The 13,592-nt window shown below is 31.9% G+C and carries 16 protein-coding genes; 4 read left to right on the forward strand and 12 right to left on the reverse strand.

The genetic code is table 11. The features are described 5' to 3' along the window. Positions 1–60: 60 nt before the first annotated feature. The 4 genes from FJOH_RS07140 to ruvC all read right to left on the reverse strand — a co-directional run bounded on the left by FJOH_RS07140 (position 61) and on the right by ruvC (position 3,185). Positions 61–846, reverse strand: a complete 786-nt coding sequence (locus FJOH_RS07140) for a cyclase family protein (RefSeq protein ID WP_012023454.1) — start codon at positions 844–846, stop codon at positions 61–63. Positions 847–897: 51 nt separating this feature from the next. After that, positions 898–1,275, reverse strand: coding sequence for a GxxExxY protein (locus FJOH_RS07145; RefSeq protein ID WP_012023455.1), 378 nt, complete (start codon positions 1,273–1,275; stop codon positions 898–900). Between the two features lie 115 nt (positions 1,276–1,390). Continuing rightward, positions 1,391–2,545, reverse strand: a complete 1,155-nt coding sequence (gene hemW, locus FJOH_RS07150) for a radical SAM family heme chaperone HemW (RefSeq protein WP_012023456.1) — start codon at positions 2,543–2,545, stop codon at positions 1,391–1,393. A gap of 85 nt (positions 2,546–2,630) precedes the next feature. Beyond that, on the reverse strand, positions 2,631–3,185 hold the full coding sequence (gene ruvC, locus FJOH_RS07155) for a crossover junction endodeoxyribonuclease RuvC (RefSeq protein ID WP_012023457.1): 555 nt from the start codon (positions 3,183–3,185) through the stop codon (positions 2,631–2,633). A gap of 109 nt (positions 3,186–3,294) precedes the next feature. On the opposite strand from ruvC, the gene FJOH_RS07160 reads away from it, so the two are divergent. Together FJOH_RS07160 and FJOH_RS07165 are read left to right on the forward strand one after the other, a co-directional pair. Further along, positions 3,295–4,239 (forward strand): lysylphosphatidylglycerol synthase domain-containing protein, encoded by a 945-nt coding sequence (locus tag FJOH_RS07160; protein ID WP_044047557.1) that lies wholly within the window; start codon positions 3,295–3,297, stop codon positions 4,237–4,239. Continuing rightward, entirely contained in the window at positions 4,236–5,339 is a 1,104-nt protein-coding gene (locus FJOH_RS07165; protein WP_012023459.1) for a glycosyltransferase family 2 protein, read from the forward strand. Before FJOH_RS07160 ends, FJOH_RS07165 begins: the two co-directional genes overlap by 4 nt. An 87-nt stretch (positions 5,340–5,426) precedes the next feature. On the opposite strand, the gene FJOH_RS07170 is transcribed toward FJOH_RS07165, so the two are convergent. Together FJOH_RS07170 and FJOH_RS07175 are read right to left on the reverse strand one after the other, a co-directional pair. Further along, positions 5,427–6,053 (reverse strand): hypothetical protein, encoded by a 627-nt coding sequence (locus tag FJOH_RS07170; protein ID WP_012023460.1) that lies wholly within the window; start codon positions 6,051–6,053, stop codon positions 5,427–5,429. Between the two features lie 107 nt (positions 6,054–6,160). Continuing rightward, entirely contained in the window at positions 6,161–6,646 is a 486-nt protein-coding gene (locus tag FJOH_RS07175; RefSeq protein WP_012023461.1) for a hypothetical protein, read from the reverse strand. Positions 6,647–6,842: 196 nt separating this feature from the next. Here FJOH_RS07175 and FJOH_RS07180 point away from each other — a divergent pair, with 196 nt between their 5' ends. Both FJOH_RS07180 and FJOH_RS07185 read left to right on the forward strand, forming a co-directional pair. Continuing rightward, a complete protein-coding gene (locus FJOH_RS07180) occupies positions 6,843–7,343 on the forward strand; it encodes a DUF456 domain-containing protein (RefSeq protein ID WP_044048251.1) in 501 nt (166 codons plus the stop codon). 282 nt (positions 7,344–7,625) lie between these two features. Beyond that, positions 7,626–8,228 carry a DUF937 domain-containing protein gene (locus FJOH_RS07185; protein WP_044047559.1) on the forward strand — a complete coding sequence of 201 codons (603 nt, stop codon included), beginning with the start codon at positions 7,626–7,628 and terminating at the stop codon, positions 8,226–8,228. Between the two features lie 65 nt (positions 8,229–8,293). Here the strand turns inward: FJOH_RS07185 and FJOH_RS07190 are convergent, their stop codons facing one another. The 6 genes from FJOH_RS07190 to FJOH_RS07215 all read right to left on the reverse strand — a co-directional run bounded on the left by FJOH_RS07190 (position 8,294) and on the right by FJOH_RS07215 (position 13,494). Continuing rightward, a complete protein-coding gene (locus tag FJOH_RS07190) occupies positions 8,294–9,202 on the reverse strand; it encodes a pseudouridine synthase (RefSeq protein WP_012023464.1) in 909 nt (302 codons plus the stop codon). Positions 9,203–9,366: 164 nt separating this feature from the next. Next, the gene (locus FJOH_RS07195; RefSeq protein ID WP_012023465.1) at positions 9,367–10,323 is read right to left on the reverse strand and encodes a geranylgeranylglycerol-phosphate geranylgeranyltransferase; all 957 of its coding nucleotides are present in this window, start codon (positions 10,321–10,323) and stop codon (positions 9,367–9,369) included. Positions 10,324–10,384: 61 nt separating this feature from the next. Then, on the reverse strand, positions 10,385–10,975 hold the full coding sequence (locus tag FJOH_RS07200) for a DUF502 domain-containing protein (protein WP_012023466.1): 591 nt from the start codon (positions 10,973–10,975) through the stop codon (positions 10,385–10,387). A gap of 64 nt (positions 10,976–11,039) precedes the next feature. Continuing rightward, complete coding sequence (locus FJOH_RS07205; RefSeq protein ID WP_012023467.1) at positions 11,040–11,978, reverse strand: mevalonate kinase family protein; 939 nt, start codon at positions 11,976–11,978, stop codon at positions 11,040–11,042. A 30-nt stretch (positions 11,979–12,008) separates the two neighbouring features. Further along, positions 12,009–12,359, reverse strand: coding sequence for a four helix bundle protein (locus tag FJOH_RS07210; RefSeq protein WP_012023468.1), 351 nt, complete (start codon positions 12,357–12,359; stop codon positions 12,009–12,011). 28 nt (positions 12,360–12,387) lie between these two features. After that, positions 12,388–13,494 (reverse strand): diphosphomevalonate/mevalonate 3,5-bisphosphate decarboxylase family protein, encoded by a 1,107-nt coding sequence (locus tag FJOH_RS07215; protein ID WP_012023469.1) that lies wholly within the window; start codon positions 13,492–13,494, stop codon positions 12,388–12,390. Positions 13,495–13,592 lie beyond the last annotated feature (98 nt).

A 13,592-nucleotide genomic window follows, 5' to 3' on the forward strand; every position in this document is an offset into this window, starting at 1 on the left:
TTAATCTGTGGCAAAATAAAAAAAGAAATTCGTGCAAATTCGTGAAATTCGTGGCAAACCTTAAATCTTATATAAAATTGGTTTTGATGGGCTTGCGTCATTTTCAAACGAAGCGATTTGAAGATTTAGTATATAACTTCCATCTTCAATTTCGTCCGGAACGTAAATCATTTCTGTAATCGTAGCATTAAATCTCGCATCTGAATTTAGATTGTGCGTGTCTTTTACATTCCAAAACGCCTTATGTGCTAATAATTTTCCTTCATCGTGTTCTTTGTCAACACTTGGCAAATCAATCAGTAAATGCTGAATTTCGCTTTCGCGGATGAAAATTGCTGCTTCTTCAGACAAATACGGCGGATTTGTATTGGAATATTTTCTTGATTTTTTTTCCTTTTGATTTGGAAGTGTTCGAATTATTAAAGCTTCATTTGTCACGCTGAGCGAAGTCGAAGCGCGATCCAGTGATGTCACATTGAGCGAAGTCGAAATGCTTTCTTTTGTAATAACATAATCTTCTCCAATCTTTTCAGGTTCAACCGTAATCAATTTAGCAGAAAAGAAAAACTGTTTCAGCGATTGATTAACACTAAAAAAATCATTCGTAATATGACCTAAACATTCCGTGTGCGTTCCATGCCCATGCGGATTGAAGAAAATATTATTGAAATTCGTTGATGATTTTCCTTCTGAAACTTTCCCAATCCAGTCGCCAAAAACTACAGGTTCAATAACAGGTTTTTCAATATACCAGGCAATTGGGTTTTCATCTGTATTGGTTAATGGAATAGAGATATCAATGGGCTTTGATAAGTCGATTTCGAAGTTGTTTATTTTTACTATCATAATTTAACCGCAAGGAGCGCTAAGGTTTACGCAAAGGTCGCTAGGATTTTATTAAAGATTGTTTGCTATTCTTTTAACTCCGTGTTTTAGTAATGCAACATTAAAATTTATTAATAAGCCTAATTTGCAATTTGTTAATTTTAAATAAGTCAATAGTTGAGCGAAATGTACTTCATTTAAACAATCGACTGCTTTTATTTCCAAAATTAGTTTATTTTCTACTAAAATATCTAATCGATAACCAACATCTAATTTCACCTCTTCATAAATCAAAGGCAAAGCCTTTTGCTTTTCAACCAATAAGCCTAGTTTTCTTAACTCATAAAATAAGCATTCTTCGTAAGCACTTTCTAAAAGTCCAGGTCCTAAAGTTTGATGAACGTTCAAAGCCGAATGAAACACAATGCGTGATAAATCATTTTCTGACATGAGTAATTAATTATAAAATTAAAACTCAAATCTACGGTTTATTCTATTTATTATAAATTTATTCTTACAAAAAAAACAATAGCGTTCTTTGCGTAAATCTTAGCGAACCTTGCGGTTAAATCTCAGGCTCTAAATAAAATAAATCTGAAGCAATTCCATCTGTTAAAAATTTTCCTTTAAGAGTAGGCTTTAAAATGTTGTTTTCGATCGATAGCAGATCGTCGTTTAAGAACTTTTGAGATTGTTCTAATAAATAATTCAAATATTCTGATCCAAATTCCTGTTCAATTCGGTTTAGAGAAACACCCCAAATCGTTCGCAGCCCCGTCATAATATATTCATTATAACGATCTGAAATGGTTAATGTTTCCGTTTCAATTGGAAGTTCATCGTTTTGAATCGCTTTTAAATACAATGAATTATTTGCAATATTCCAGCCTCTTTTTTCACCGTCGTAACTGTGCGCAGAAGGTCCAATTCCGATATATTTTTTGCCCAGCCAATACGCCGAATTGTTTTTGGAGAAATAATCCTCTTTTCCAAAATTCGATAATTCGTAATGAACAAAACCATTTTTTTGAAGCATTTCAACCAAAATCGTAAAATGGTTTGAAGTGGCTTCGTCTTGAGGTTCGGCAATTTTTCCGGTTTGAATTAATTTACTTAAAGCCGTTTTAGGTTCAACTGTCAAAGCATAACTCGAAATATGCGGAATGCCAAAATCTAAAGCAGTTTGAATATTTTGTTTCCACATTTCGTCGCTCATTCCCGGAATTCCGTAAATTAAATCAAGCGAAATATTATCAAAGTATTTTGTTGCTTCTTCTAGACATTTTTTGGCTTCCGCCGAATTATGAGCGCGATTCATCATCTTCAAATCTTCTTCGTAAAAAGACTGAATTCCGATGCTTAAACGATTTATAGGACTTTTAGATAATTCCAGAATTCTTTCAACAGACAAATCATCCGGATTAGCTTCGAGTGTAATTTCAGGATTTTCTACAACTTTATAGTTTTTATAAACTTCAGAAATTAAAAAGTTTATTTCGTCATTTGATAAAACCGAAGGAGTTCCGCCGCCAAAATAGATAGTTTCCACAATCTCATTGTCACTTCGAGCAGAGTCGAGAAGTTCATTTTTACGCATGCCAATTTCTTTGGCTAATGCCAAAACCATATCGTCTTTCTTTTTCATAGAAGTAGAAAAATGAAAGTCGCAGTAATGACAAGCCTGTTTGCAAAAAGGTATGTGAATGTAAATTCCTGACATTTTTAATTAGATAATTAGAGAATGTGTCAATTAGATAATTTATGTTGTCTACAGAATTATCTAATTATCAAATTGGCATATTGACTCATTTCTTAACTCGATCTTCGTTTTGTTTCACAAAAGCATCCCAGCCTGAATAACTTTTTCCGGCAATAACTTTTCCAGAATTAAAGAAATGACAAACCGCAGCCGCTAAACCGTCTGTTGAATCGAGATTTTTTGGTAATTCTTTTAAGCCTAAAAGCTGTTGTAACATTTTAGCGACCTGTTCTTTGCTGGCATTTCCGTTTCCGGTAATTGCCATTTTTATCTTTTTAGGTTCGTATTCTGTAATCGGAATGCCTCTTGAAAGTCCCGCAGCCATGGCAACACCTTGCGCACGACCTAATTTCAGCATCGACTGTACATTTTTACCAAAGAAAGGAGCTTCAATTGCAATTTCGTCTGGACAATGCGTTTCGATTAATTCAATGGTTCTTTCAAAAATGATTCTTAATTTTTGGTAATGATTGTCGTATTTAGAAAGCTGCAATTCGTTTAATTGCAGAAATTCCATTTTTTTATTGATTACTTTAATCAATCCAAAACCCATAATTGTGGTTCCGGGGTCAATACCTAATATGATGCGTTCTTGTGTCAAAGTTTTTGTTTCAAGTTTGAGGTTTCACGTTTCAAGTTTTTGAAAAATGATACCTATTCATTTTCTCATTTTCAAATTGCCACATTCTCAAATTGATTACTTTTGCGGCATGATTTCAATTCCTCACAAAGCTAAGCAATTCCTAGTTCTTCTGGCCAAACTTTTAATTGTTGGCGGTGCATTTTATTTTATTTACAATCAGCTGGCAAACAACGACAAATTAGACTGGAGTAAATTCATTGTTTTATTCCGAAAAAATCAGTCAGTTTTAGGAATTTCGTTTATTCTGCTTTTGAGTGTTTTGAACCGTTATTTCGAAATTTTGAAGTGGCAGAATCTGGCACAGGTAATTCATAAAATATCGGTTTATGAAGCCGCAAAACAGGTTTTGGCCGCTTTGACAGCCGGAATTTTTACACCAAACGGAGTAGGAGAATATGCCGGAAAAGCATTGTATTATCCAAAAACGGAAGCCAAAAGAGTTGTTTTTTTAAACCTGATTTGCAACGGAATCCAAATGATTCTAACTGTGATTTTCGGGATTTTTGGATTACTGTATTTCAATGCACAATTTAATGTAATTACAACCAAAACAGTTCTAATTCTTTTTGGAGGATTTGCATTCATTCTGATCGTATTATTTTCAATTAAAAAGATAAAAATAAAGGGACATTCTATTGAAAAACTGATTCATAAAATCAACGAAATTCCAAAATCTGTTCACCAGAAAAATATCTTTTTGGGAATTTGCCGCTATTTGGTTTTTTCGCATCAGTACTACTTTTTGTTTTTAGGTTTTGATGTTGATTTACCGTATTTAACTTTAATGGCAGCAATAACGTCGGTTTACTTTTTGGCCTCTTCATTGCCGACATTTCAGTTTTTAGATTTTGCAGTAAAAGGAAGCGTTGCCATTTATTTCTTCGGAATTTTAGGCGTAAACGAATGGATTGTAATTTTTATAAGCACTTTAATGTGGTTCTTGAATGTCGTTTTACCAGTAGTTTTAGGGAGTTATTTTGTGTTGAATTTTAAAACCAAAACAACAGAATGATTTTTGTGTTGTTTGCAATATTAACCACTTATATTGTCAGCATTTCTTTGCTGATTTATGGTTTTGTCAAAGTAAAAAAATATCAAAAAACAGATTTAAAACCACAAACTAGTTTTACAATTATAGTTCCGTTTCGAAATGAAAAAGAAAACCTGCCCAATCTTTTAAACAGCATATCTAACTTAAATTATCCAACAGATTTATTTGATGTGATTTTGGTTGATGATTCTTCAATTGAAAAGTTTCAATTGTCAATTGTTAATTATCAATTGTCAATTATTGATAATATCCGTGTTTCAAATTCTCCAAAAAAAGATGCCATTACAACAGCAATACAGCACGTAAAAACAGATTGGGTTATTACAACCGATGCTGATTGTATTGTTCCGGAAAACTGGCTTTTGACGTTTGATAATTTTATTCAGGAAAATAAAATTGCAATGCTTGCAGGAGCGGTTTCATACAAATGTGAAAATTCTTTTTTAGATCATTTTCAGCAATTAGATTTAACAAGTTTGCAAGGTGCTACAATTGGTAGTTTTGGTTTGAACAAAGGCTTTATGTGCAACGGGGCTAATTTTGCCTACAAAAAAACGTTGTTTCAAAGCTTAAACGGTTTCGATGGAAATGACAAAATTGCCAGCGGTGACGATGTTTTTTTATTGCAGAAAGCAATCGAAATGTTTCCAGATGAGGTGCATTATTTAAAAGCTCATGAGGCAATTGTACTAACAAAACCTGCCGAAAACTGGAAATCATTATTTCATCAAAGAGTGCGCTGGGCGGCAAAAACAAGTTCTTATAAAAGTACGTTTGGTAAATTTCTGGGAATAATTGTATTCTTCGGAAACTTAAGTCTGGTAATTGCTTTTTTCTTGTTTATTTTCGGAATTATGGGTTATCCATTTTTGGTTTTATCTGCTTTTTTAAAGTTTGCAGTCGATTTTGTTCTGCTTTCCATCACCAATAAATTTTTAACCAAAACCAGAATTAAAAGTCTTTTATTAAGCAGTTTGTTTTATCCTTTTTTCAGTTCTGCTGTGGCTTTATATAGTTTGTTTGGTTCTTATGAATGGAAAGACCGCAGGTTTAGAAGTTAAATCAAAAAGCAAATTTCTATAATAAAACTGTGGGATTAATTTTTTATTATAGAAATTACAATAATATTAAGTTGACTATAAATTTTTTCAACTGCCAAGTTTATTTTTCAAAAGCTCAAGTAATTCTTCTTTTGTCATAAAAGTATTCATGAAATCTTCTAAATTTCCTTCATTTGTAACTTCGCTAAAAAAACCTGTACGGTCTGTACTGAATAAAGTTGGGTTTTCTGGATTTGGATCAGATTGTACGATATAATAGCTGTCTGGGAAACCATAGCTGTAAATTAGAAAAATAAAATCTGGCGTTGAATCGTTTGTTATTTTAATTGTTTCGCTTAAATCTATATCAGGATCAGTAAAATCTCGATACCATTCTGTATAATCTTGTGTACCCTCTTTAAATGGTGTGAAAGAAGAAGCTTTCCAAAACATTTGACCAAATCCTTCATCTGTTAATCTAAAATATTGTTCAATTATTTTATCGTAAAATGCCTCTTTATTTTCTTTAAAAAGAGTTTCATTTTCATCAACGAAATCGCCAATTCCATAAATTGGTTCTTCGTCTTCTGCAGAAGCCCAAGGTGTATCTTCAGGTCTTTTGTAAAGAACTGTATTAAAAGTTATAGACTGTAAATCTTCCAAAAGTGATTTTCCTTTTACATTGTTTATATTTCCACCCAATTCTTTGATTCGGTCTAAAATTTCCTTTTTCATATTTTATTTTTTTTTTAAAGATCTAAAACAAAAGTAAGAAAATGCCTTAAAAAAATAGAGTGAAATTAACTAAGTTTTTTTAGTAGAGGGAAATGAATTTTAAAAAACTATTTCTTTTCTTTCTCTTTAATAATTACAGGTAAAATAAATTGAGTTTTTACAGGAAGACCTCGTTTTATGGCTGGATTTACTTTAGGAAAATCGACTAAACGGGCATGAAGAATACTATCGATTCTAATAGTGTCATAAGCCACAGAATCTTTTTGAAATTGAGGTTCAAATTTCATTTTAGAATTTGGGAAAATAGTCACTTTTACTTGTATTGTATCCAGATCCGGATATAGAATAGACAAACTGTCAACGTCGAGTTTTTGCTGAATAAGCTGCGACATAACATCAAAAAAACATTTTTGACGTTCTTTTTTGTCTGTAATTGTCTCGCAGTCAGAAACTGTAGGATATTCGTCAACTTCTTTCCAGTTAATTGATTTTAGCTCTTTTTGAAGTAATTCTTTTTCAGAAGGAACTTTCTTCTCAAAATATTGACAAGAATTGAAAAATATGCAAACTATAAAAAAGAAAAACTGCTTCAAGATTTTGACTTTGAATTGAATAAACTAAAATTTTGTGGTATAAAAATACAATTATTTTCTTGGGGAAACTTGGTCTTTGGGTAATAAAAACGAAAGAAAATAACTCAAAATTGTTTTAAAAGAGATTTTATTGTTTTTTCTTTCTATTTTTATAAGACACACAAATAAATTGCAGATTGCAAAATTACATAAAAATATGGATTCATTATTGTTGATATTAGGTTTTATATGCATGGTAGTAGGTGTTTTTGGCAGTTTTCTGCCTGTCTTGCCGGGACTTTCCAGCTGTTGGGTTGGTTTACTGCTGTTGTACTTAACAAAAGCCGTTGATAACAATTACTGGCTTTTAGGGATAACACTTTTGCTTACTATAATAATTACTGTTTTAGATTATATCATTCCGGCAAAAGGAACTAAAAAGTTTGGCGGAAGCTCTTATGGTGTTTGGGGAACAAACATTGGGTTAATAATTGGAATTCTGGCTCCAATTCCGTTTGGGGTAATTATTGGTCCGTTTGTAGGAGCTTTAGTTGGTGAAATGATATATGATTCAACAAACCATAAACGTGCGTTAAAAGCAGCTACAGGATCTCTTCTTGGTTTCCTTGCATCGAGTTTTATCAACTTTGTGTTTTGTATAATCTATTTCGGAATTTTCATCCACACAACATGGGAATATCGAAACTTATTATTTTAATTGTGTAACAAATAATTAGCTTTTTTCTTATTTTTTAATTTTTTTAAGAAAAATTTGAATTTTTTTAGAAATAAGATTTTCTCTGTTTTGACTGCGCAGAGGCTATATTTACTGGTATTTGACGTTTTTTATGTTAAAGTGCTCATAATCTACAAAGTAAAATCTTAACTTATTTTTTGGATATGTTAAAATATTTTATATTTTTATCCTGATAAACGATAAAAAGCCCCACTTTATCGATTATTTTGAATAAGTATAAATAATTATTTAAAAGTTATGAGTATGACCCCAAACCTACAAATTGAACTTAGACGTTTTATTTCTTCTAATGTTGTTTCAAAGCTAAACAAGTTTTATTTTGAAAATGATGCACTCCTAATAAAGGGAATTGATGTTTCGATAGGTACGGTTTTAATGGGACTCTATAACAAGGCCGAAGAATCTGGTTTTTACAAAGAGATTGTTTCTCAAATCGAAGACAACTCAAGTTTTTATCAGGAAGTCGATTTTACTTCTGGCAGAATTTTATCAGTCGACGATTGTTATCGCACAGAAGGAAATCCAATATTAAAAGAAATCTTTACCAATAAAAAAGGCAGAATTTCTGAAATGATTTCAAACGAAGTCGGCATCAAAAGCGAAACAGCCCGCGAAATACTTAACTTCTCTGCACTCCTTGTAGTCTCTTATCTTAAAAATAACATTCAGTTACTTGATAGTCTAAAACTCCTTTTAGAAGAACAAAAAAGAGACATTTTAAACAGCATTCAACCCGGAATCAAAATTATCCTTGGCTTTTCATGTTACGAATCTGTTGAAGAAAAAAACCAAAACATCGGAAGATCAATCTTTACACTTTTCGGACATAATTTTTTTAGTTTCTAAGAAATAAAAAATCCCATTTTACAAAAGTAAAACAGGATTTATATTCCATTAAATCTTGAGAAGATTTATGCGTTTTTCAAATTAATAACTTCTTGGTCTGTCAAAAATCGCCAGTTACCTCTAGGAAGATTCTTTTTTGTTAAACCTGCAAAAGAAACACGGTCAATACGAAGTACGTTATAGTCGAAGTTTTCAAAAATTGCACGTACAACCTTTACATTTGATGAGCGCAGTTTAAGACCTACTTCACTTTTTGGTTCTTTCTCGATATAGCTTATTTCCTCAACAGATACACGGTGGCCGTCAAGAACTAAACCTTTGCTTATTTTTTCTAAATCTTCAAATTTTAAGTTTTTGTCTAAAGAAACCTGATAGATTTTAGGTGATTTCTGATTTGGTAAACTAAATTTACGAATCATATCAGTATCGTTTGTAAACAACAACAATCCAGTTGTGTTTTTATCCATTCTTCCAATAGGAGCAATTTTTGCATTTGTAGCCGCACGAACAAGTTCCAGAACGTTACGATATTCCTGACCTTCATCAAGAGCAGTAGTAAAGTTTTTAGGTTTGTTTAGCAAAATATATTCCTTCTTTTCCGGAGTCAAAGTAACACCGTCAAAATTTACAACATCATTTAGTTTTACTAAATATCCCATTTCAGTAACCGGTACACCGTTTACTTTAACATTTCCTGACTGAATATATAAATCGGCATCACGACGTGAACAAACCCCTGAATTTGAGATGTATTTGTTCAAACGAATTTCATCCGAAGCTTTTTGTCTTTTAGCCGGTTGATTTTGTTTTCTAAGTTTTTCTGCCGCTGCTTCCTGAGCTGCTTTAACTTCAGGTTTTACTTTTTTTGGCCCTTGCGCGCGCTTAGCCATAGGAGGTTTTGGCTTGCTGGAGTTTGATCTTGAGCTATTTGGTCTAGATCCGCCTCTTTTATTATTGCCTTCCTTGTTGTTCATAGAATCATTAATTTGTGCAAAGATAGTTTTTTCCTGCTAATAAATCTTAAGTTCAATGTTCTTAGATTGATAGCTTTCAATTTTAAGATAATTAGGAGTGTTAAAACTGGTTTCTTTATGCATTTAGCTATTAAAAAAACGTTCGTAAATCAGCGGGTTAAATATTAAAATGTAGAAATCAATTGTTTACCATGCCATAAAACACTTGGATTAATCAGAACAATACAAAAAACACCAGAAACAATCAGGAATTTTAAAACGTTATGCAGTAACAAAAACTGTTCTTTTGAATTGGATTTCCAGAGATAAAACAGAAAAAAAATCAAAACAATAAAACACGCATAGAAGTAAATATCCATGTATCCTACATCATAAATGTTTACCAAAATATAAACAGGAATGATGGTTAAAAACGTCAAAACAGTAATAATTTGTTTTGAAACCTTTTCGTTATAAGTAATTGGAATTGTATGATAATCATTAGCCAAATCGCCTTTTAAGTTTTCTAAATCTTTTATCATTTCCCGAATCAAAAGCAGTAAAAACAAAAACATGGCATGTGCCGAAATTACCACAAAATGACTGCGGTGATTTTCAATTTCCTCAAACGAAATCGAATTGTAGAAGTAAAGCAAAATCGCAAAAAATGGAATTACAGCCATAAAAGCAGCTGTTAAATTCCCTACAATAGGGTATTTTTTAATTTTATGAGAATAAAACCAAATCAGAAAAATATAAGCAGAAAAGAATAAAAATGCACGCCAGGAAACAATTCCAGCCATTAAAACCGCTAAAAAATTAAGACTGAAATAAACTGTCAACTTTGTTTTCTGACTCACTAATCTGTCCAGCATTGATTTATTTGGTCGATTAATTAAATCTTTCTGGCTGTCGTAAAAATTATTGATTATATAACCTGAAGCAATTGTAACTGCCGAAGCAAAAACGATCAAAAACAAATAAAAATCCAATAGAATATCTAAAGCTCTTTTTTCTGGAGCAAGAATAAATATTGCAGATAAGTATTGTGCCAGAATAATAATAGGAATATTATAGCCGCGTACCACAGAGAACAAACTAACAATTTTCATTACTAAAAGTTTGTGCTGTCTGCTTAACATAAATATATTTTGTTGGATTAAATTAAATTTGAAGTTAAAGGATATTTTTGGAATCTAAAATTTAGAACTTGTTTTTTAACAATTCTTTAGAGCCATAGCCCAATTTTCTAATGCAAGCCAAAGCTTCTTTCTGGGTAATTTCGATTTCCCGAATGTCTTTTTTTTCTACCAAAACAACTGATCCGCTCCACGGATTTGGAGCATCGGGTATAAAAACGGTAAAGTTGTTTTCGTTAATCTGTTCTATTAAAAATGCAAACTGCCAGCCGGCATCAGTTGGAACCAAAATTACTTTTAGATCTTGCTTAGATTCAAAACCCATAATACTTTCGTTCATGCTTTTCATAAACGAATATCCGGGTACAAAGCTTAAAATACCATCTTCTAATTTTTGAATCAGTTTTTTTGCCCTGGCTGTTCGTGCCAGCAAACCAGCAGCAAAACAAATTAAAATGATTATTAGTATTCCAATAAGTTCCTGAAGAGCAATTCCTAAAACATGAACTCTGGGCAGGTTATTTACAAGCGGAAGTGTTATTTTTTGAATAATGCCATACCCTTTTTCAAGAATAATAAGCAGTACCACTAAAGGCACTAAGAACAGAATTCCTCCTAAAAAAGTTGCTTTAATTATTTTAAAAATACTTTTCATAATAAATAACTTTTTAGGATGAAACTTATAAAAATGTATTCAAATAACTTCGGCTTTTAAATAGTTAGAATTGGTAAACAACTTCTAGTTTATAGTCTTTTAAAGAAACTTTAGCACGTTCTAAATCTTCGGTAAATCCCAGAATATAACCGCCTCCGCCAGAACCGCAGAGTTTTAGGTAATAATCGTTAGTGTCAATTCCGTGCTGCCAGATTCCGTGAAATTGTTCTGGAATCATAGGTTTAAAGTTGTTTAAAACTACTTTAGAAAGTTTTTTAGTATTGGTAAATAAAGATTTCATGTCGCCGTGCAGAAAGTTCTCTACGCAGGCATCTGTATATTTTACAAACTGATTTTTAAGCATTGTACGGAAACCTTTGTCTTTTAGGTTTTCCATAAAAATATTAACCATTGGAGCCGTTTCGCCAACAATTCCAGAATCTAATAAAAATACTGCGCCTTTTCCGTCAAAACTTTGAGTTGGAATTCCGGTTGCTTCAATATTGTCTTTTGAATTAATAAGGATTGGAATACTCAAATAACTATTTAACGGATCTAATCCAGAACTTTTTCCATGGAAAAAACTTTCCATTTGAGAAAATATGTTTTTTAACTGTAATAGTTTTTCGCGTGTAAGGTTTTCTAAAACAGTGATTTTGTTAGCTGCATATTTATCATAAATGGCTGCAACAAGTGCTCCGCTGCTTCCAACACCATATCCCTGCGGAATACTAGAATCGAAATACATTCCAGTTTCAACATCGCTTTTAAGAGTTTCTAAATCGAAAGTAACCAATTCCGGCTGCTGTGTCTGCAAAACTTCAAGGTAAGAAGCAAAACTTCTTAGACTTTTGTTAGATGAGATTGCTTCTGCCGAAGGCTCTTCGCTTTTTTTCAAAGCGCCGTTATAAAAATTATAAGGAATAGAAAGTCCTTTAGAGTCACGGATAATTCCGTATTCTCCAAAGAGTAATATTTTTGAGTAAAATAGTGGTCCTTTCATAATTGAAAATGGATAATTAACAATTGATAATTATATGTTTTTTGAAGTTTTAATTATGCTTGTAAGCAATCTTAATAACTCAATAATTTTAGGTTTAATATTTTGAAATTCTATCTCTGAAAGATATTTTGTTTCATAAAGCAAATCTAACCAATATTCTGTTTCATTTGCTTCTTTTAATGAAATTGATAACTTATGGATAAAATCTGCTTTACTTTGAGCATGTTCAGATTCCCTTATGTTTGCACCTATAGATGTTCCTGAACGCACAACTTGTCTGGATAAAACAAATTCTTTTTTTTCAATTAAAACTTTATAAAGATTTACAATATCGATTGCAAAAGCAAAAGATTTTTCTTTAATTATGTTTTTCTTTTCCATAAAGTTACAAATTATTAATTGACAATTATCAATTATCAATTAATAATGCGCCCTCTCCAATTTTGTCGCAAATGTATTGACTATTCTGACAAAATACAACTAATTCGTCCTGAATAAATTGAAGTACTTTTTCTTTAACATTTTCAGGATAAAGAACGTGTACATTTGCTCCAGCATCAAGCGTAAAACATACTGGAATCTGGGTTTCGTTTCTGAATTTCCAGATCGCATTTATGATTTGAAGCGTATTAGGTTTCATCAAAATGAAATAGGGCATAGATGTCATCATCATAGCATGCAGCGTCAATGCTTCACTTTCTACAACTTTTATAAACTCGTTTAAATTTCCTTTTTCAAAAATGGCGATTAATTTATCCAGATTTTCATGTGCTTGCGCAAAACGTCTTTCTGCATAAGGATGATTGTGCATTAAATCATGACCGACTGTGCTCGAAACTTGTTTTTCGCCTTTATCAACTAATAAAATGGTATCTTGATAATTCTTGAAGTTTTCGTGGATTGTATACGGAAATTCAACACCAAATAAATCTGTACTTCCTTCAATATTAGCCTGATTTCCCCAAACGACTACATTTCCTTTCACACTTCGGCAGGCACTTCCAGAACCTAATCGAGCTAGAAATGAAGCTTTTTGATAGAAATAATCATCCGCCATTTCTGGATTCAATTTTCTTTCTAAACTCATAAAATTCATCGCCAGTGCAGCCATTCCAGAAGCCGAAGAAGCAATTCCTGAACTGTGCGGAAAAGTGTTCTGAGTGTCAATCGTAAAATGATACTCTTTTAAAAACGGCAGATAAACTTCAACTCTTTCTAAAAACTTCTGAATCTTCGGTTTAAAATCTTCTTTTGGTTTTCCTTCAAAAAGCAAATCAAAAGAAAAACTATTTGTCACGTTGAGTGAAGTCGAAGCGTCTTTTTTAGAGAAGGAAAGTTTTGTAATTGTTTTACAATTATTCAAAGTAAAACTTACAGAAGGATTTGCTGGGATCTGGTTTTCTTTTTTTCCCCAGTATTTCACTAAGGCAATGTTGCTTGGAGCGCTCCATTCAAAGCTTCCGTTTTCGATCGTTGAAGTATATAGATTTGGTATAAAATCAGCTGCTGTTAACATGAATTATAAAATTTTGGCAAAGATAGTTTTTAAATTTTTTCACCATATAAGTAATATAAGAAAATATAGATTGTCTTTGCTAAAATGAACTTCCACGT

Origin of the sequence: Flavobacterium johnsoniae UW101, assembly GCF_000016645.1 — a bacterium.
Taxonomy (GTDB): domain Bacteria; phylum Bacteroidota; class Bacteroidia; order Flavobacteriales; family Flavobacteriaceae; genus Flavobacterium; species Flavobacterium johnsoniae.